This is a genomic window from Paenibacillus antarcticus (genome assembly GCF_001637225.1).
GTDB lineage: Bacteria > Bacillota > Bacilli > Paenibacillales > Paenibacillaceae > Paenibacillus_AQ > Paenibacillus_AQ antarcticus.
The window spans coordinates 46695-67433 of the sequence record NZ_LVJI01000007.1; the positions used below are offsets into that span (position 1 = coordinate 46695).

Genomic DNA, 20739 nt, shown 5'->3' on the forward strand with positions numbered 1-20739 from the left:
TTTATGCTCCTTCCGACCAGAACCTCACCAGCGTTAATGCCCTATTAGATAGACTAATGGGTGAGCTTTTGAGTGAGTTTAATATTTCTTGCAATCGACTATATGATTTCATATAGAAATACACTTTTAGCAAGCAGAGATAAGCCTCTTCACTGTGAGGGCGTCTATTCAAATAAAGCAGCGCAGTCTTCTCTGCATCCAATAAAGCTCCAACTTCCAGTTCAGTATCTACCTTTTCTATATAAGCAGAATCATCTTCGGGTAAGATGGTGATCAACTGATCAAGCACTAGGATGTAAGTGAACTTATATTTTCTTAATGTCCGCTCATCCAAAAAACCACTCTTCATATAGTTACTTAGTACATCCGAATATGTCCGCAAAATATGAGCATCATCTTTATTAGATTCGTATTTCAAAGATAACTCTTCGAGGGATAATGTCAGTTTACGTTTCATTTCCATAATGGCACTTACGGCATAATGTGACGTTTCCGTATCCTCATTACTCACTGCCTTTTGCAATATATCCATATAGTTCATGGAGTCTTGCTTCAAGACATTGATCATCACTGTTCGTCGCGCGGCGTACTCATTTACAATTAATGCTTCTTCAATAGGAATAACATTGAGTTCCTTTTCAACTTCAACCATGTTGTATATTCCATTCATCTGCATAAGTGGTTCTTCCGCATCTTCAAACAGCTCCGCACCTAGCCCTTCACTCTTTGACTGAAACCATCGCTTAGGCCAAAATACGGGGAAAAGCCAGCCAATAACGGGTAAGGCAGTAACGATTAACCATTTCAAGGACCAGTCACGTAGCGAATCACGATATATAATTTTGATAATGGCGCCGGACAATAGGATATAGATAATAAAAATAAGACTAACCATGAGCAACTTCCTCTTCTAGCACATGTAACAAGATACCCTGTTCAGCAAATCTCTTCAGGACTAGGGAAGCTTCCACAACGCCAGAATTAGATAATACAATTAAGGTTTCTCCATTAGCGCCTATACCTATATAATCCGTTTCCCGTAATAAACGTGTCACCTTTTGAGAGATTTCCTGTACTGAAGCACCAGCAAGCGTACAAGACACCAACAAATAATTAATATTATGTTTAGCCTTGGCAAGTTTCTTATTCTCAAGAATAACTTCGAATGCATCCTTGTTTAGTATAGATGTCCCTTCAATGTAACGTTGACCTTCTGTTGCTTCAATATATGAGAACGCTCTTGAAAGGGCCGAAGAGACTAAATCTACTGTGATTTTGAACAAGTTTTGATAATATAATGAGAATTTCTCAAACTGTATGCCATCTATTGCGATAATTGCGACCGTCTCACCATTATTGTGGATAGGAGCAGACATCAATGGTACGCCCTCTACTAGATCCTTATTAATGTGTATCTTTCCATCCAAAAAGATCTGATTAATATAATCGTAATCATCGACCTTGATCGATTTATGATTCTCCATTTCGTGCCCTAAAGAATGTGCCACAAGTCTCAAGTAGCTTCCATCCTTGTTAACAGAATATATGGATACATCATTCGTGCGCATAATAGATTCCACTACACTTACCGTTGAAGTCACGATCTCTTCTGGAACCAGACTATCCAATTCCTTTGTAATCGAATAAATCTTCCCAAAGCTATCTTCACTGTTCTGAATTCTTTGCTGTAACTCTTCTTTCACCTCTCGAACTTCGGTATATACACTGTTTAGGAACTCATATTTCTCCTCAATATCTTCCATGTGGCTGACTTGGGATTCTATTAATCTATTCTTTCTTTCAATAGCGTAACCAACAACTAAACCAATAAATAGATACATAGCGACTTGGAAGAAGAAATCCATATCATACAATAAGGAAATAAGTTCACGACCATCTATTAACTTCTCATAAACAAGTAATATGATCGATAGTGCTGATGCCGTTATAGACTGCCTCTTGCCATAAATAATACCAATTATCATGATGTAGAAAATTTTGATATCCATGAACCCAAATGAAGTACCCAATTGTGCTAAGGTAAGCCATGCTGTCAGACCGAATGCAATCGCATTTTCTACATACGGTTTGATGTTATTCACTAGTAGTTTCATGACTGAAGGAGACGTGTCTTTAGTGGATGTTGTGTGAGTAATGGCATGATTCTGCTTAAACCATGTGTATGTTCGACTTAATCCTTCTTCTAAGCTGTAGATAGGCGACCAATCAAGGTCTCTCTTAATTCTCGTGTTATCTAATGTTGAACGTTCGATATCACCGATACGTGCATCTTTATATACAACTTCATTAACGCCATGTAATTTTTTAAGCGTACCAATTACGGAATTTACTGTATTCTCTGTATTGGTAGATAAGTTATACACGCCTGATAACTGCGAAAAAGATGCTCTGTATATCGCATCCGCCACATCCTCCACGTATACAAAATCTCGTGACTGCTCACCATTACCGTATACAAATAAGTCTTGCTCCTTCAGAGTACGTTCCATGAAAATGGAGATTACTCCACCTTCTCCTGCACTACCTTGGCGTGGGCCATATACGTTAGAAAAGCGGAAACAAAGTGTTTTTAAATCATAAAGCTGCTCCCACTTAAGACAATAGGACTCTCCTACCCACTTACTGATTCCATAAGGAGATATAGGATTACATGGCTCTGATTCGCTCAAAGGTAGTTCCTCATTCATGCCATACACAGCTGCTGATGATGCAAAAACAAACTTCTTCACAGTATATTTATTCGCTAGCGTTAACATATTAACTAACCCAAGAACATTTGATTTCACATCCTGTCTTGGATTCTCAATGGATGTCATGACATCTACCTGAGCAGCTAAATGCACCACAACATCGAATCGATTAGAACGAAAAATCTCTTCACATTTCCGATCTTCAACAGATAGATGATACCCTTTATGTTTAAAATTCACGTTATGTATGTTACCCGTTGCTAAATTATCTATGATGAATACTTCATAACCTTCCTTATTAAACCTCTCCGCAACATGAGATCCAATAAATCCGTATCCGCCCGTTACTAATACTTTCACAGTCTCACCTCATGTCAAAATTTGGTTTATACGACAACTTATAATATCATGTAAAGTTAATGTTTACTACCGAAATACTGTCAAAAACAAGTACAAAAGAACTATTTTTTTATAAAAAAATTAAAAAAATAGATGTTAATGGCATATTTACATGCATTAACACCTACTTTATAAATTTTAGGCACCACAACATTAATTCATTATTTTACCTTTTTCAACAAAACAGTATCCTTTACGATTGACAAATCACCAGTCGCTGGTAGCTTGTTGCTGTTTGAGTCGTTCCATACAAATCCAATCTTGATTGGATTGGATTGTTTAATACCTAAGTCAGCTAGCGGAATTAACACCTTAACTAAAGTGTTCGTAGTAATATAATTGGTGGCACCTTTATAACTCGCCACTTGTGTCCACTTCCAATTAGATCCGCCAGTTCCAATGTAACGATACAGAACACCATTCTCTAGCAAATAATCTGCTCCGCTAGTTTTCCAATAAGATGCTACGAATCCCGTGTTTGTTTTATTATCTGTATTTATATAAATTTGGCCCTTCTTAGTTAAATTACTTCCTTCAACATAAACATTCAGATTCAAACTATCCTTTGTTGCTTTCAATATCCGGGCATTACTGGTTCCGGAGCTAAGAATAGCTACTCCACTCCAATAAGCATTATCCAAGGGCGTAATTTCAGGAGGCTGAGGATTGTCATCCCCCGGTGATGGTACATGCTCTACTGCTCCTATATCTACGGATTTCCCCTGTATTCTTGCTAATCCATTATAATCATAGACGCCTTCTCCAACGTTTAGAGAAGACCCTTTATCAATTGCACTTGATCCCGACTTCACTTGTATATTGTTTTGAGATTTATCTATAAACAGGGGGTCTCCAAAAATAGAGTGACTATCATTTCCGGTTGCTTTGGTATACGTAGCCCAAGTACTATACGTCGTACGATTCCAATTCCATTTGGCCCCACTCGCACCATCTATAGTGTACATCAGATTATAATCGAATATATTGCCTGAACCATTAGTACCTACTTTATTGAGTAATACTTTTTGTGAGTTGCTATACATAATATTATTCATAATCTGATTATTCACATTATTCCACTGCAGAGTTATCTCCCCATAGCCTTGCTTCAAGCTATCATTCTCCACAAACGTATTATTCAATATCTTATTGTTTGAGGCACCACCGTTCCCAGAGCCAGAACCACCTATAATTAGCCCTGCACCATAATTGTGATGGATATAATTATTCTGTACCCTAATATCACTTGTAGATCTGCCCTGCTCTTCACTCGCTAATGATATCCCGAAATCGTTACTATACAGATGGTTTCTCTCAATCAGAACATTCGCAGCTCCATCAGCATAAATTCCCGCTGCAATATGTGATCCCATTCCATACGCTGGGTTCTTAGATGTATCGATATGATGTACCGTGTTCCCACTGATAACACCATTACGGGTCTGATCCACACATGGACTTGAGCATGCTTTATAGAATCCAGCAACATCTATACCAATATTATTATTCTCATATACTTGATTACGCATGATCGTGAATCCATCGATATTGCCACTCAGCGTTACTGATTCACTACTTCCGGTGATGAGATGGTGAACTTCGTTATCCTGGATATCAATCTGAGTCATCGCTTGGATGCTGTTACCTAGCACATGAATCCCGTGCGCGTTACCCTTCGTTGCTCTATTCTCAATATGATGAACATTGTTATTTAACAGTTGAATGTAGCTTCCACCATTCCTCACTCTTATCCCTGCTGGATCTAGTGATTGGTTGGTTGTGATTAGATTTCGTATTTCAAAACCTTTCACTTTAACATAGTTCACATTCGATAAATCCAGTAATGCTTGATTAGTACCCGTTACATCTTTCCCATTACCATCAATCACTGGTATTTCATCCAAATAGTTCTGAAAGGTAATATACCCGCCTGCCTGCGTACCCGAAACTTTGATAGATACGTACTCTAAATAGGTCCCACCACGCACATAAACGGTATTCCCAGGTAAGACTGTATTGGCCGCTTTCTGAATCGTTCTCCACGGTGAAGTTAAGGTCCCTGGATTGTTATCATCTCCTGCTGTAGATACATAATAAGTACCTGTGTCTGCAGCATAGACGACGTTTGAATTGTTCATATTCAGAAAGGAATAGCTAAACATGATAGCTAACGCAAAAAATAAATGATGAAACTTAAAACTGACAACATTGTTCCTTCTGCTTGTCTTCATCATGATCTTTCACTTCCTCTCATTTTTCGAAACTTATTCCACAACCATAGTTCCAAGTGTATATCTTCCATCCGATCTTTTTCCATCCATGGCGAACTCTATACCAGGCAACTGAGTATCTGGATCAAGTATAGCTACGCATAGTGTATAATTGCCCGCCACCAAATCCTTGGGGACTAGCAACGTCTGTCTTGTTTTCTTGTTACCCGGCTGCCATGTACGGATATCTTCCTTCGTCAATTGCTGCGTTACCAAATTTCCATCTTCATCAACCAATGAAAGTTCAAGTGGCCACGTTTCATAGAAAGGAGCAACACCTGTATTTGCCCAATCCATATCAACATGAAGCTTACGTCCCGGTTTAACCCGTTCTTGATGTGTCTCTGATAGGAGAGAGAATCGATAGCCTATCGTTCTCATAAATCTATCAACATTCCGCTGGATCTCCCCATCCATTGGCACATCATTTAGCGCATAGGGTCCAAGCCAACTCGGATGAGTTAGCTTAATCTGATTTAATGTCTCTTCAATATGCTCATCCTTGAAGTAGAATTCAGGCGTCTCTGCGGACGAGAATTCTCCCCCTGCTGGAGCATTAGCCCAATAATTAGGCATAGCAGGCATCGGTTCATCTGTTAGCCAGAACGTATATCCCTTGTTAACCCACTGATCAAATTCATCGACGGTTGACTCCTTGTTGCCAAAGGCATCATTAAAGAGTCCCATGTTTGATTGCTTAGCAAGCGGATAAGGTCTACGCATCATCAAATGTTTATTGGTGAATACATTAATATAGTGTTGCACATATTGGTCAGCTATATTTATTTTCGGAAAGGGTATCGTTACCATGTCATCATTTATAGTATGCCATTCTCCCCAATGACCCAGACTCCCCAATTCTACATAAGCAATTCTTGAATCATCATTATATCGATCTGCTAACTTCTTAATTAACTCTTGATGCAATGTAATCAATGTAGGATTGAGATAATCCGGACTAAACCCCTTGCCCCACTCTATATCATATTCAGTTCCTTGTTGATTGGTTGCTTCATATACCCACTTTGGAATATCCATATGTGGAATCTCTGAAGGTCTATCTAACATTACACGAATGACGAGCTTCACGTCACGTGCATCCCATTCTTCAAAATGATTGTCCTTCTCTACTTGTTCAAAGGCATATTCCCCTTGCTCAGGCTCTAAATCCTTCCAAGTTATATTAGCATGAGCCAAGCGATATACGGGTTGCTCCGTATCAGGAATATAACGTGCATCCGCTACAAATCCCATAAAGGGATTGTTTAATACATTGTCGGTTTGTATCGGATTAAAGGTTACTTTTTTTGTATCCAATCTAAACCACATTATACCAAAAGTGATGAGACACCCACTTATTACAACAAAAGTACTGTTTCTAATCCAACTTTTGATAATATCACTTCTTCCTCATAATTTTACAGTCTCTTATAACTATTTACGAATATAGATGACGATAGGAAGCAGAGAATAAATATCTCCCTTCATATCGCCACTGATACACAGTTTACTACGTATCAATATAATGGTAAATATTTCTGGAATAATCTATAAACGAAGACAAGCCCTCCCCTAGACGGGAAGAGCTCGTTCTTTACACTTTAGCAGAACTACTACTATATATATCTACTTTTCAAATTGACTCTCGACTTTAGCAGTATTAGATATTATTCGCAATTCACCATTATTTCTTCTTGAGCACAGCAACGGTAAAGGTAACTGCTTCTAGAACCTCTTTTACAAAAGGAATATTCTCCGCTTCCCATTCTGACGGGCTATCCATACCATATTCATCTACGTATTCTAATAATTGTGCCGCTGCTTCATGGAGTTGAGATCCTTTAGCTGCCGATTTACCTCGTAACACTTGAATCGAAAGCTTCATTGCTTTCGAGGTTTCCTTAATAAAAGGAAATTCATCCTTCTCCCAAGCCTTCGCATCGTCCATGTCATATACAGAAATCCATTTCTCTAGTAACTGCGCTGCTCTTGTTGCATCCATTTGACTCATATCTTTGTTCTCCATTCTGATCATCTATTGATGTGGGAGTCATCCCACAGATTCTTTTCAACTATCTTACCACGCCACATCCACCTAATTCGTGTTTTTTTTGCTTTTCTAGACTTTTACGGATATGGTTTATGAGGAAGATCTATTAGACGTTATAAAGGATGGGAAATTATTGAATAATACTAGCCAATTTATATACACTTTTGCATATAGTGATGATGAAAGTTCCTTATGCAGCTTGGAGATGCGCTCTCTATTTGGAGTTGAAACAGAATCTCTTATCATCAAGAGCGACATTTCTGTCGATCCTAGTCGAAGTCCCTTTGTGAAAGAACGGATTGAGATCATGTACGAAGGCGACACCATGAATGATATTCTGAAACAAGTGGAAGATATTGTTCTCCATGATTCTACATTCAAAGTCATATTCGTCAAGATTAATGATCTATCTTCAGAGGACAAAATATCCTACGGCGATCGCCGAATCATCGAACGTGACTTAGGTATGCACATCGAGGGTGAAGCAGACGTACACAACCCCGATCATGTATTTGGCATCGTGACGTTAGGTGGACGCTGGTATTTCGGGAAGTATCGTCTAAATGAAGCGGTATGGTTCCTTCATATGAAGAAACCCCGCAACTATTCGATTGCATTAGGTACACGTCTGGCAAGAGCTGCCGCTAATATTGCCGTCCCGAATCCACTAGGTGTAAAAGCGATCGATCCTTGTTGTGGCATTGGAACCGTGTTGGTGGAAGCACTCTCCATGGGCATTGATATCGTGGGCCGAGACTACAACCCACAAATTGTCCAAGGCGCACGTGCAAATATTGCCCACTTCGGATACGTTGGTGAAGTAACTTATGGGGATATTGCTGACGTCACTGAGATGTACGATGTAGCTATTATTGATATGCCTTATAATCTATTCTCTTCCACAACACCAGAAGAACAACTCTCGCTTCTTAAACATACACGCCGTTTCGCAAGCAAAGTGGTTATTATCACCATCGAAACCATCGATGACATGATTCAAGAAGCTGGATTCACTATTATTGATCGTTGTGTGGCCAAGAAGAGATCATTTACCAGACAGGTTATTGTGTGTAACTAAATAGATTGAACTAAAGTTTACGCTCCCAAATTCAATCATTTCTAAAGAGAATCATGAATAGGAGGTTCATCTTTAGTTCATTCTATGTAGTTCTCTCCACCATGTTGAAACAGGATAGTTAGATGATCTAATCCATACAATCTCCCCTATTCTAGGCGTAGATATCTGTACATCATGTTCCTTCGCAGCCTTTAATGCACGCTCTACTGGATCGGTCCAGTCGTGAAATGCCAAGGTAAATGTACCCCAATGGATTGGGATCATCAGCTTCCCTTTTACATCTAGCTGTGCCTGAACCGTCTGTTCAGGATACATATGAATGCCAGCCCATCGCTCATCATATTGACCACATTCCATAAGCGTCATATCGAAAGATCCATATTTCTGACCTATTTCCTTGAAATGAGGGCTATACCCACTATCACCACTGAAAAACAACCTCGTCTGCTCACTACTTATGACCCATGAACCCCACAGCGTGGCTTCTTTATCTACGAACTTTCTCCCTGAGAAATGTCTTGCAGGTGTACACACCAGTGTAAGTCCCTGAAATATAACCTCTTCCCACCAATCCAGCTCTGTAATTCTCTCTTGGCTGATTCCCCATCTCTCTAAATGTGCTCCCACACCAAGTGGAACAAAGAAATGTTTCACCTTCTCTTTCAATTTCAACATAGAACCATAATCCAGATGATCATAATGATCATGAGATAATATAATGGCATCTATCGTTGGTAAATTTTCGATTTCAATGGGTAACCTACCGTAACGTTTACCCCCTAGAAACGGGAAGGGTGAAGTTGATTTCCCTAGCATTGGATCGATGAGTAGCTTTATTCCGTTGATGACTACTAATAATGCAGAATGTCCAAACCATATGACATAGTCCTGCTGATTTTCTTTTAGAAAAAGGGGATCCACCAACTCTACAGGTAATGGTTCCTTTGGATTTCCTTGCGGGTTACCTTTTATAAACTTAACCATCATCGAGACGGTTACTCCCAAGCCATTACTTACCGACGTGGGGAGCGTGTTAAAGAACCTTCCCTTGAAGTAGTTCGATCTATGAATCTGTTTCGCTAATTTCTCATAAGATGTCTTCCCGCCAAAGGGTGGGTACAACATCATTAGTAAGTAGACAAATAGGATAATCACAAGAACGATACAAGCAATAATTATAACAGTCACCACTCTCACCGCCTCTACATTTTAGTATATACATTATTATGTTCATCTTTGAAAGTCAGTAATCACAACAAAGGCGCCCATTTCATATGGACGCCTGTAGTATCGAGCATAGCACTCTACATTAGCTTTGAAGCTTAATTCGATAATCCTTTTGCAGATACTTGTGAATGCGAACAAAATCAGATTTTGTAAGCTCTCTTAGCCTCTTATTCTTCAGCTCTTTACCTAGAATAATACCTATTGTCTGTCCTGCTAATGCTGTATTAGGCATAATGCGTGCGCTACCATACGCTTTGATTGTCGCTCCGAGATTACTCCCTACCACAAGTACATTCTCATAGGACTTTAATTCAAAGGATCGTAGAGGAATACCATAACGGTCAGGTTTCCCAAAGCTTAGCCCTTTGCGCATCTTAGTAGTCCCTTGGAGATCCGTTGCATAACTAGCAATACTTACGTTGTCCCAGAACATCTTGTTAGACATTAAGTCTGGATAATCTAAGATATACTCGGTCTCAAATCGATTGTAATCTCGAATATACAGGTATTCAGGGAATCCATTTAATTGTGCATTAGCGTAACCAGGAATGTCCTTACGCAAAAATTTCAGCACCTCTGGAGCCTCAGCCTTAGCCTTCTTCATGGCCGATTCAATCGATTTAGGGTTGGCAGGATCAACATCGAATATTAATAAGGCATTCATTATAACTTGTCCATCTTTTTGGTACGTAGAGTTAATGCCTCTCAACATCAATTGAGGATCAATCGGCTTATATTTATAAGTAATATTGCTAAAACCTGTAGCATAATCCCAATCGACATACGTGTTCTGTCCATACTTCTTCTCCACATTGGTCAAAGGATAATCGTTCAATACCACTTGATGAAGCTTATTCCAATTTACATTTTTGAATTTCAGAACAAGTGTAGCTGCCATATAATCCGGCTTAGTTCCTTTATAAATACTTTCCATACCTGGAATCCGTGTAACATTGAGCTTACTGGTCAATGCATTGAAATCTGTATTCTCTACAAAATATTGTGCTTCAACCGTATACTTCACACCATCTTTGGCACGATAGGTTATCGATTTAAGAAATTTGTCTTGTTTCAAGGGAACTTCATTTACGGATTCAATTACGATCCCACTTCGCATCGGGATATCCTTGATGACGCTTTGATAATATCGGTCAAAAGCTGCTTCTTTGCGAATGGAACCTGCCTTATATCCATCATATAACTTCTTGATATCTCCTTGTACGAGACTTCTACGCTTCTTATCATTAGGTTCATCTAATACATGCATTTGGCCTTGCATGAACTGCCCACCCGGTTTACTGCGGGGATCTAAGATAATGACATCTAATCCTAGACGACGTGCTTCTTTGGCTAGTAATGACCCCTGAATCTCACTTCCGATCACGACGACATCATAGCTACTGCAACCCGTACCACATGATGCTTTAGCTAATACGGTATTCCCCATCGTAGATGGGGCAACCAGTTGAACCAAAAGTACAACAACCATAACGCCAATGATGTAACGAGCACATTGTTTCATGAAATTCATTGTTTGCTGACCACTCTCTCTTATGTAATAGGTAAATTCGACATTATATACACTTCGCTACCTAACACCACCCTTCCTCTTTATTGATAGGTAAATCACCTATATTCTGAGAACAATACGTTTCATTTAACCTCAATAACAAAAACCCCTAAATCCTTAACAAAGGATTTAGGGGTGACTACCATGAGTGGATATAGCATTAGAATTTGATAATCCCCGCTGAATGTAAGAATACGAATACGACAAGGATCGGCGCTACAAATCGCAGCAAGAACAACCATATACGGAACCATAACGCGTTCAAGCCCGCTTCATCTGCAACACCTTTATAGAAGTATCCTGCAAATATCGTTACAATGAGTCCCCCCAGTGGTAACAATACATTAGAAGCCATAAAGTCAATCCAATCGAAGAATGCCATCCCACCTAACTTTAATCCCGGTGACACTCCTAATGACAAGGATGCCGGTACCCCTACTATGAAACACCCGATAATAATGATCCATACTGACCGAGTTCTACTCCACTCAAAGCGTTCCATTGCGTATTTCACCGGTACCTCTAACAATGATACCGCTGAAGTTAACGCTGCTATCGCTAGTAAGATGAAGAACAACCCTCCAAAGAAAGAACCGAAAGGCATGGCCGAGAATGCAGCAGGTAATGCGATAAATACGAGTCCGGGACCTTGTCCAGGATTAATTCCAAAGGAAAAGGTAGTCGGAAAAATAATCAATCCTGCAATAAGAGCGTAGAGAAGGTCTCCTGTTCCAATGGCCAGTGTTGCCGTTCCCAGCGACTGTCGCTTCTCAACATAAGAACCATATGTAATCATGGTACCCATACCCAGAGATAGGGAAAAGAATGCATGACCTAAGGCTACAAGTGTCGACTCTGGTGTTAACTTCGAGAAATCAGGGTTTAGAAAGAACGATACTCCCGCCCCTGCCCCTGGCAATGTCAATGCTCGGACCATCAATATGACGAGCAGGATAAACATCCCTGGGATAAGAATCTTATTGAACTTCTCTATCCCACCAGAAATCCCCTTTACCACGATTGCGCCTATAAGCACTAACACGACAGCTTGCCAAAGTATTGGGGTGTAGCTACCCATGAATCCATTGAACATGACTGTGAAATCTGTATCTGCGACGAGCTTGCCACTAAATGCTTTCACCGCATAATGAAGCGTCCATCCAGCAACAATCGCGTAGAACGACAGGATGACAAACGGTGCGATTACCGAAATCATACCTAATCTGCCCCATATTTTCTTTCCGCTTAGTTTAACGAAAGAAGACGATGCACTTCCTCGCCCCCCGCGGCCAATAGCAAGCTCTGCTAGGAGGACAGGCAAACCTACAACTACTAAGCACGCAACAAATAATAGAAAAAATGCTGCTCCGCCATATTGTCCTGTAATGTAAGGGAATTTCCACATGTTCCCTAACCCCACAGCACTTCCGATCGCTGCAAATATAAATCCCGAAGAAGAGAACCTCTCGCCCTTACCCGAAGATAGATTTTCTTGATGTTTATTAAAATTGTCCATGATGTGTCCTCCCCATGATGTCCTTTAGCCTAATACTAGGTGAATGCACGTATTATACTAAAAAACGGCGCTATACGTATACGTCAAATATCTCATTATTTTTTACATTTATGTGTTATTTTATTCTAAAATGGATGGGTTCCTATAATATATACCCACAAAGGATTACAAATAAGCGAAAAATGGCTTCTTAACTCCTTTCTCATTCATTGTTTAGAAGGAAACACTAAAAAGAAGCTGACCTCATATAAGGGTCAACTTCTTTACTTGTACATGCAATTTTCCACCTTACGGCTTAGGTTTCATCTTCTTAACCAATAAACCAACCAGAAGGATCGATACTAGTATAACAATCCCGTTAAACCATACTTTTTGTTGTAACCACCATACAGGATCTTCTTTTGTAGGTGTGGCAACTGAGGACTTCACCTGTATATTTAGCTTTCCAAGCGCAACATCTTCTTGTTCAATATGACTCTTGAAATTCACAATATCATATTCAGGCTTGGTACTTAAGGTGTTTCCGTAAAGTAACTTGTATGGTCCCTCAGCTGTATCCTCGAACACCAGTCTATCCACGGCATAGGCTATACCGAATCCCGCAATGTCTAACGGCAGATCATCGCGATTATTTATTTCTATGGTGATAAAGGGACTTCTGATCGGCTCAACTGCTGTAATCATATGGTTCTTGATCTGCACGTCCTTGAAATCCAATTGGTATATTTCCTGTGCCCCAACGGTCTCAATCCTTACCCCCTGATCATCATATACTTCAAAGGATCTATTATAATTAGTTCTTTCCGAAAATAACTGTAATTCAGTAATTTGAAGACGGTTCTCATTATTAAGGATGATTTGTGTAAACTTATCTTTCTGCTTCACTTCAAAGGAAGGCTTCCCCCTCTTCGTGTGAACCAGCCACTCGCGCTCTTGTGTATTATGAATCAATTGCATGCTCGGGAAAGCTAGTTTCTCTTTATTGTTGAGAACGCTCAAGCGATAATATTCATATTTGTACTCTGAACCTAGGTCTATACGATCCTTCACCATCTGATCTGTTCGGTACAAATCACTTTGATCTACGAACTCCCACTGGGAACCGTCATAACTCCCATAGACTTTAATATGTTTCAGAAAAGATTCTTCCGGTAACTCTACGGATAGAAGATTACCCTGAATATCCACATTGTCGGCCACTCGCGTGACCTTATAATCCAATAAGGTATTACCATCCTTCGTAGCTGTACGAATGAGCGAAGAGGAATAAGACTTCGAATTTTCCTTTGCCTGTTCGTAACCGCTATCCATATAGTAAGGAACATACTGCCCTTTCTGATTCACAATTCGCAGATCACGTAAGTCTTCACTCGCACCAGCATACACTTCTTCATCAAGAAATAAGGAATGATAGCGAACGCTACTCTGTATTTCAATTCCTTTCCAGAAGCGCCATTCCTGCTCCTGTTCTTTCTCTGCTACAACGATGACGTCCCTGCTTACGAGTGCAAGCAGTAATAGCATTACCGCGAGAATTACACTAACTCTTTGAATCCGCTTCGACACCTTCGTTCGCATGGGTCTCCCCCAATCTGCTTGATACTTTCTGATAACCATAGGAAATGCCAAGTAATACAATTCCGAATGTGAAATAAGCAATAATTGTACTTCCAGTTGACAATAGACTTAGATCATACAATATTAATTTCCCAGTGGCAGCAAGCGTTAGACCTAATCCAAAACGTCTAATGTACACGTACCGATACCGGAATCCGAACGCAATATAGACGATAGCCAGTAGTAAATACAGCAGACTGAAGATCAGACCTATCTCTTCCAGTTGGAATTGAACAACTAGGAAAGAAGTTAGTATTCCAAGTAAATATACTCCTAAAGCTACCGGATATATCTCGATACTCTTATACTGCTGGCGTATAACTGCAATCAATACTTCACGAATACTGAAGAATACCAATACATTAAATCCAACTAGTATCCCTAATGCAATATATTCAGTTGCTGTATTGTACGTATAATCGGACTGTAGCGCTGGCGCCGTTAATGTAACCATGATACATAATAGATATCCAACCCCATATAGGAACATAACGTAGTACTTCACCACGCGATCATACAGTACTTTCACTTTGGAAAGCCCGTATGCTAGACCAATGGTTATACTAGCCATGAGCAGAGAACTGTAGAAATCAAAATGGCTAAAATCATTGGGTACCCAAGTATCATATACATCTCTCAACTCGTACATGAAATAGAACCACACATTCAGTAACGATACGTATTTAAAGACCTTAACCAATTGAGCTTCATAAGGGCGACTAAATAGTCCTGCTACCCGCTTGCGTTGCTGAACCGCATAATACAATGTAACGAGTAACATGCCTCCAGTGACAAAGCTATATTTCAAAGTATAGTATGGATCATTGTGGAACAATAAAAATAAATTAGTTAACATGTCTCCCCATAGGAATGCCCCTAAACATAACGTTAGAATGCCCCAACCTGCTTTCTCTAGAGACTTAAACCGATTGAGACTTCCATAGATCGTTAAGAGAACCCCTTCCGCTAGCCATCCAATTGATACCCACGCTGCACCGAATTGGAATGGAATCATCAGGATTGCAAATGTAAGCGAAGTGGCATAGAATAACAGCGTTGTCTGCCTTTCTTGATGCATGAACTTCTCCAGGAATCTGCCGAGCCTGATATATACAAGACAGAACACTAATGCCAATAGTCCTTGGAAATCCTCCAATTGTGATACATGAAACAAGACATACAGCGTTACACAGCTAGTGAAAGTATTCAAAGCGAGCAACGTGAAATCCCACCATGATAACTTAGACTTATACTTAAATGGATAGCCCAACGTCATGCCAAGGTACAGCATAAAGGTAATCGCTACATACACCATACTGATATAATTACTATTGGATAACGACACTAAAGCTATCATAGATGGAACATTAAATAAGAAGCTGATGTAATTTACAATGACCCACCGCTTACGAAATGAGACAAGTAGAATCGATGCGTTCAGGAGGAACAAATAACCCATCGCCACATATACCGCATTCCCTTCAAGTCCAAACGCACCCATGTATGAGAATAGCGGAAGATATCCTCCTACAAGACCCAGCGAAATGATACTCCGTGAATGATACCTTAGCGACAACAACACTGCCGTTAATGACACTAGAACAGATAAGGTTAAACCCACATAAATATCTATAATGTCGAGTAAAAAATAACTGTAAAAGATCGAACCATACAATATCGAAATCCCGCCACCTAATAACCCTAAGGCAAAAGTCTGCTTTTGCTTACGGAACAACCATTCTCCACCTACAAGCATTATTATGCCTAGCAGGAAAAAGGCACTCCCTTTCATGTATCCGTTGAACCAACCCGTATACATATATTTAAAGCTAACACCTACGGCTAAAATAATGAGCAACATCGCAACCTTATTCAACCAGTTCAAGCCAACTTTCATTTCAAACTGATTCTGCTTGATTCTCTTCTGCATCACTTCTTCCGTTACTTCTTCCGTTGCCAATCGATCTAACCCACTCGTTACTTGTTGATGAAGTCTTCTCTCATCTTCTACTATTCGCTCACGATGAATCATGATCTTCTGATTTAACTCATCAGAGATTTCTGCAAGCTTAAGCGCCATCTCCTCCTTCTCTTCCTTCAAATAGTTGGATGACCGCTCGAAGAGACGTTGAACCGCCGATTTGGTCTGAAGCTCGAAAGCTCTCAGTTGATTCGTCTGTCCGTCGCTACGACTTGCGAAATATGTATTCAATTTCTCCCGTGATACGTTGATAATATTCAATTTCTCGTTCATAATCTGCTCTGTTAACGAAGTCCTTAATTTCATGTTCTCTTCTTCTAGAAGCGATACTTTCTTCTGTAACGTTGTTAAACGAATCTTCTGCTCTTTATGTTGCTCCTGAAGAATCTCATTCTCATGGATGACATCGTACGACTCATATTCATGAATTAAGGTCTGCACCTCTTTAGACAATTGGTTCTGGCTATTTTGAATGTGAAATAGACGATCTTTAAACTCCTTCATAAGTTCCCTCCCATGCGCATTACTGGTAATCTTTACATTTTACTATATATTATCCACAAATATTAATTATTTAGTAAGTAGCTAAGGATATAAAAGAAGGTGCTATCTCCTCTGCAGAACACTGCGGAAAGATAGCACCTTCTTTAACTTATAACGACGACTTAACGCGTAGCCTTTCTAAATCCGGAAGCAACGGCTTCCTGATCACTACAGAACATCATCTCTGCCTTGGTATCATTGTAACTTTCCCCACCGGGAACATGATATATTTTTTCATTCCGAGAATTAATATTACCTTTGATCTTGGGATTGCTACAAGATTGAATCGCCGTAGCCTTATTCGTATCTTTGGCCCATAATCCTACTTGTTTGGACTGCGCTTCACGCTTGAGCAGTGAAAACTTATTTGTGAATAATACGTCAGGAGGTAAGGACATCGTATTTGCATAACCCTTAGCAATCAACATTTCGTTAAACATGATTGGATCATCCTTAATAAAGACCAAACGTAACAATCGATCATACTTATCTGTTTCGCTTACATCTTTAAATAGATAAACGGTCTGTCCCTTGAGCCGCTCCTTGCTGAAATTACTAGCTTCCTGACCATAATATTGCACTTCACCAAATACCTCAGGCGTATTTACGCCAACCAATCGCACCTTCTGATCGGAAGCCGTTACGAACGTATCCCCATCTACGATGCGCTTAACGGTGGTGATCTCATACTCTTTATCTTTCAACTCAGGGTAGTCTTTGACCAATTGGGTAACAAATGCATCCTTATCTTGTACTACAACATTCCCCGGATCAGAACACCCTGAAATAAAGAGGGAGACCAGTAAGACGATATACAGATAGATTTTCATCGTAATTCCTCACTTATTCATCAATAATACTCTTTAGTTGTATCTACCTTTTATTCGCGACATGCACTTTCAATAATTTACCCTTAACAGTAGTTGTCTTCATAACTTGGATTACATGCTGACCTTTACCATTCAATATTTCAACGTAAGATACGTTATCTTGAATCGTAATAATACCAATATCATCGGCTGATATACCTTCAATTTTGGCAATAGTACCCACGAAATCAATAGCTCTAATCTTCTTCTTCTTTCCACCGTTGAAATATAGCTTCGTGATTTCTTTATTTAATTGTTCATTCTTATCTTGTTTAAGTATCGGCTCGATACCAATTTTCCCTTGGAAAGCATCCCGATTACTTTCAACTTGTTCTTTAGATGGAACACTTTTCTTAGGAATATTAAATCCAATATAGTTCTCAATTTCATTTAGGAATTTCTCTTCATAAGGTGTTACGAAAGTAATGGCTTTACCCGTTTTACCCGCGCGGCCCGTTCTTCCTGTACGGTGAACATAACTTTCCTTCTCCATCGGAAGATCATAGTTAATGACATGTGTGATGTTATCAATATCAATCCCTCTTGCAGCTACATCTGTAGCAACTAAATAACGGAATTGGCCTCGTTTGAAATCATTCATCACTTCGAATCGATCCTCTTGGAGCATACCACCATGGATTTTGGAACATGTATAGTTGGCATTGGTTAATTGCTCGCTCACCTGATTCACGTGTTCTTGCGTCCGACAGAAAATAATGCAGCTATCTGGATTTTCTACAACAGTAATATCTTTAAGCAAGCCGAATTTCTCCGATTCTCTCACTTCATACAAAGAATGCTCAATGGTATCTGTTGTGAGTCCGCTAGCTTTAATCTCAATCATCATAGGATTGCTCATATATTTGTAGCAAAGTTTCTCCACATCTTGCGGTAATGTTGCTGAGAATACCATCGTTACACGTTCTTTAGGAAGTTTCTCTATAATCGATGCCACTTGTTGAATGAATCCCATGTTCAACATTTCATCAGCTTCGTCAATGATAAGATACTCTAAGCGCTCTAGCGCAAATGTTCCACGTTCAATATGGTCTAAGACACGTCCCGGTGTCCCAACAACCACATGGCTCTTTTGCTTCAACTCTGCCGTTTGCTTCGCATACGGCGTCTTACCATATAGAGCTGTTGCTTTGATACGTTTATAGCGCCCGATATTCATAATATCCTCTGTCACTTGCGCAGCAAGCTCACGCGTAGGCGTTAAGATTAATGCCTGTGGCTTATTCTCATTCCAATCAATCAGGTCACAGATCGGAATACCAAAAGATGCTGTCTTCCCGCTTCCTGTTTGGGACTTCACGACAAGATCCTGCCTGTCTAGCGCCATCGGAATAACTTCACGTTGCACCTCAGTTGGTGTCGTGTAACCCAAGCTATCGAGTGCTCGTACAATTTCTTCACTTAGTGTATAGTCTTTAAAACTTTGATCGCTCATGTAAGTAACCTCATCTATTCTAAAATTATTGTAATTACGGAAGCTCAGCACTAAAACCAGTGCTTTACAAAAGGTCATTTCTAATGACCGCTACGATAACGGATTGTCCTTCCGATCGCTATCGCTTCTCCAGGACAATTCCGTCACCTTCGCCAGGTTTCAGTATGATCCATCTTTTTGCAAGCACTAATTAAGGGTAAGAGCCCTTATGGACATATGTTTCCACGAATCATCTATCACATACTCTCTATTATACTCGAAATGGGGAAAATACTTTAGTTATTCGATGGTAAATAGCCGAAGTTAGCTTATAAGAGCTAACTTCGGCTTCATCAGCGACCTTCTATGGCAGTGGCGCAGCATGATCCTTTCTGCCCCGTGCGCCACTCTATGTACGTTTTCTTACACACCATGTCGTCATACAGCGCTGCCCTGCTACAATCGTCGTCTTGATCGGCTCAAATAACTCCCCCTGCAATGCCGTTGTGATTCTCCTTAATTGCTCTTCATCCACAAGGAACCGCATACTCCCGTCAGGTAAGATATAACGTTGATTGCCTACCGGCTTCACGTGATCCTCTATTCCAATGGAAGAAGCCAATCTTGCGAAGAGTCGACCTCCGGGTTTCAGCACACGCCATAATTCCTGAACCATCTGGTCAAAATGTACTTCATCTTCAGCAAAATGTAGAACTGCACTACTTATAACGAAGTCAAAGCTCTGATCGGCAAAGCTCATGTTCTCCAATGACTCCACACGTGCTTGCTCGGTTGACCATTCTGGCGCAAGCTTCTCTCCCAGCCTTTGAACATGTTGAATGGCTTCCTCCGAGCGATCTAAAGCATATACATTATAGCCACTCTGCAATAAATATCTGAGATTTCTGCCTGATCCACAACCGGCATCCAAGATCGTCATATCTTTGGTGATATTCCCTTTCAATAACTGATCAAATAAGTAAATATCGATATTGCCGAACTGCTCCTGTAATTCTATGTTCATCATGTCATCTCACTTTCAATTTAATAATACTCCATAAAGAGACTTAAACGTCGACAGTGATTTTTTGTTACATTACTGCTTGTTGATGGATTATAATGGTATAATATAGGATGCTGTATGAGATCAACCGAAGGGAATGAGAAGTTATTTTAAACGGTGTGGGCGTTCTTGGACTGATTTTATTAGTCGTGGTTGTAGGATTGATTATTTTATTCTTCGTGTCATTTTATCGATTTATAAGAAAATTAGTAACAAATTCTGCTCAAACAAAAAGAAGCCAAATGGCTTCTGAAGCTAGACTTCGTCATATCGAAGACCAACTGGATGTTATTACGAAAAAGATGGACAAAGGGATCTAATCCCTCTGCTATAATGTATCTCAGAAGACTACGCATACGGAACTTGAGGTAGTCTTCTTTCGAATGTTTATATTACTCGCTATTTCTATTCTA

15 protein-coding genes are annotated in these 20739 nt (G+C 39.9%); 2 read left to right on the top strand and 13 right to left on the bottom strand.

Annotated features, from left to right (window positions below):
- Window position 1: 1 nt before the first annotated feature.
- The 5 genes from PBAT_RS05985 to PBAT_RS06005 form a co-directional block, all read right to left on the bottom strand.
- The gene (locus PBAT_RS05985; protein ID WP_068647549.1) at window positions 2-895 is read right to left on the bottom strand and encodes a hypothetical protein; all 894 of its coding nucleotides are present in this window, start codon (window positions 893-895) and stop codon (window positions 2-4) included.
- Window positions 888-3071 (bottom strand): NAD-dependent epimerase/dehydratase family protein, encoded by a 2184-nt coding sequence (locus PBAT_RS05990; RefSeq protein WP_068647551.1) that lies wholly within the window; start codon window positions 3069-3071, stop codon window positions 888-890. The genes PBAT_RS05985 and PBAT_RS05990 overlap by 8 nt, the downstream gene beginning before the upstream one ends.
- Window positions 3072-3271: 200 nt before the next feature.
- A complete protein-coding gene (locus PBAT_RS05995; protein ID WP_068647553.1) occupies window positions 3272-5344 on the bottom strand; it encodes a choice-of-anchor Q domain-containing protein in 2073 nt (690 codons plus the stop codon).
- Window positions 5345-5374: 30 nt separating this feature from the next.
- Window positions 5375-6697 (bottom strand): DUF4832 domain-containing protein, encoded by a 1323-nt coding sequence (locus tag PBAT_RS06000; protein WP_169810084.1) that lies wholly within the window; start codon window positions 6695-6697, stop codon window positions 5375-5377.
- 367 nt (window positions 6698-7064) lie between these two features.
- Complete coding sequence (locus PBAT_RS06005) at window positions 7065-7406, bottom strand: hypothetical protein (protein WP_169810085.1); 342 nt, start codon at window positions 7404-7406, stop codon at window positions 7065-7067.
- A 229-nt stretch (window positions 7407-7635) separates the two neighbouring features.
- Here PBAT_RS06005 and PBAT_RS06010 point away from each other — a divergent pair, with 229 nt between their 5' ends.
- Window positions 7636-8508: a TRM11 family SAM-dependent methyltransferase gene (locus PBAT_RS06010; RefSeq protein WP_420848735.1), complete on the top strand. Its 873-nt coding sequence runs from the start codon at window positions 7636-7638 to the stop codon at window positions 8506-8508.
- A 72-nt stretch (window positions 8509-8580) separates the two neighbouring features.
- Here PBAT_RS06010 and PBAT_RS06015 read toward each other — a convergent pair whose 3' ends face one another.
- From PBAT_RS06015 to PBAT_RS06050, 8 genes are all read right to left on the bottom strand, one after another.
- On the bottom strand, window positions 8581-9696 hold the full coding sequence (locus PBAT_RS06015) for an MBL fold metallo-hydrolase (protein WP_068648067.1): 1116 nt from the start codon (window positions 9694-9696) through the stop codon (window positions 8581-8583).
- 121 nt (window positions 9697-9817) lie between these two features.
- Window positions 9818-11257 carry an FAD-dependent oxidoreductase gene (locus PBAT_RS06020; RefSeq protein ID WP_068648069.1) on the bottom strand — a complete coding sequence of 480 codons (1440 nt, stop codon included), beginning with the start codon at window positions 11255-11257 and terminating at the stop codon, window positions 9818-9820.
- A gap of 208 nt (window positions 11258-11465) precedes the next feature.
- Window positions 11466-12821 (bottom strand): sodium-dependent transporter, encoded by a 1356-nt coding sequence (locus PBAT_RS06025; protein ID WP_068647561.1) that lies wholly within the window; start codon window positions 12819-12821, stop codon window positions 11466-11468.
- A gap of 288 nt (window positions 12822-13109) precedes the next feature.
- A complete protein-coding gene (locus tag PBAT_RS06030; protein ID WP_068647563.1) occupies window positions 13110-14399 on the bottom strand; it encodes a DUF3999 family protein in 1290 nt (429 codons plus the stop codon).
- Complete coding sequence (locus PBAT_RS06035; RefSeq protein WP_068647565.1) at window positions 14362-16923, bottom strand: DUF2339 domain-containing protein; 2562 nt, start codon at window positions 16921-16923, stop codon at window positions 14362-14364. The genes PBAT_RS06030 and PBAT_RS06035 overlap by 38 nt, the downstream gene beginning before the upstream one ends.
- A gap of 161 nt (window positions 16924-17084) precedes the next feature.
- Window positions 17085-17792: a thermonuclease family protein gene (locus tag PBAT_RS06040; protein ID WP_068647567.1), complete on the bottom strand. Its 708-nt coding sequence runs from the start codon at window positions 17790-17792 to the stop codon at window positions 17085-17087.
- Between the two features lie 43 nt (window positions 17793-17835).
- Entirely contained in the window at window positions 17836-19284 is a 1449-nt protein-coding gene (locus tag PBAT_RS06045; protein WP_068647569.1) for a DEAD/DEAH box helicase, read from the bottom strand.
- A 388-nt stretch (window positions 19285-19672) separates the two neighbouring features.
- Entirely contained in the window at window positions 19673-20287 is a 615-nt protein-coding gene (locus tag PBAT_RS06050) for a class I SAM-dependent methyltransferase (protein WP_068648071.1), read from the bottom strand.
- 158 nt (window positions 20288-20445) lie between these two features.
- Between PBAT_RS06050 and PBAT_RS06055 the strand changes: the two genes are divergently transcribed.
- Window positions 20446-20646 carry a DUF4083 family protein gene (locus tag PBAT_RS06055; protein ID WP_068647571.1) on the top strand — a complete coding sequence of 67 codons (201 nt, stop codon included), beginning with the start codon at window positions 20446-20448 and terminating at the stop codon, window positions 20644-20646.
- Window positions 20647-20739 lie beyond the last annotated feature (93 nt).

What these genes read in the sequence shown, in the direction of transcription:
- PBAT_RS05985 (WP_068647549.1), bottom strand. Translation starts at nt 895, where the DNA reads ATGGTTAGTCTTATTTTTATTATCTATATCCTATTGTCCGGCGCCATT.
- PBAT_RS05995 (WP_068647553.1), bottom strand. Translation starts at nt 5,344, where the DNA reads ATGATGAAGACAAGCAGAAGGAACAATGTTGTCAGTTTTAAGTTTCAT.
- PBAT_RS06005 (WP_169810085.1), bottom strand. Translation starts at nt 7,406, where the DNA reads ATGGAGAACAAAGATATGAGTCAAATGGATGCAACAAGAGCAGCGCAG.
- PBAT_RS06010 (WP_420848735.1), top strand. Translation starts at nt 7,636, where the DNA reads ATGCGCTCTCTATTTGGAGTTGAAACAGAATCTCTTATCATCAAGAGC.
- PBAT_RS06020 (WP_068648069.1), bottom strand. Translation starts at nt 11,257, where the DNA reads ATGAAACAATGTGCTCGTTACATCATTGGCGTTATGGTTGTTGTACTT.
- PBAT_RS06025 (WP_068647561.1), bottom strand. Translation starts at nt 12,821, where the DNA reads ATGGACAATTTTAATAAACATCAAGAAAATCTATCTTCGGGTAAGGGC.
- PBAT_RS06030 (WP_068647563.1), bottom strand. Translation starts at nt 14,399, where the DNA reads ATGCGAACGAAGGTGTCGAAGCGGATTCAAAGAGTTAGTGTAATTCTC.
- PBAT_RS06035 (WP_068647565.1), bottom strand. Translation starts at nt 16,923, where the DNA reads ATGAAGGAGTTTAAAGATCGTCTATTTCACATTCAAAATAGCCAGAAC.
- PBAT_RS06040 (WP_068647567.1), bottom strand. Translation starts at nt 17,792, where the DNA reads ATGAAAATCTATCTGTATATCGTCTTACTGGTCTCCCTCTTTATTTCA.
- PBAT_RS06045 (WP_068647569.1), bottom strand. Translation starts at nt 19,284, where the DNA reads ATGAGCGATCAAAGTTTTAAAGACTATACACTAAGTGAAGAAATTGTA.
- PBAT_RS06050 (WP_068648071.1), bottom strand. Translation starts at nt 20,287, where the DNA reads ATGAACATAGAATTACAGGAGCAGTTCGGCAATATCGATATTTACTTA.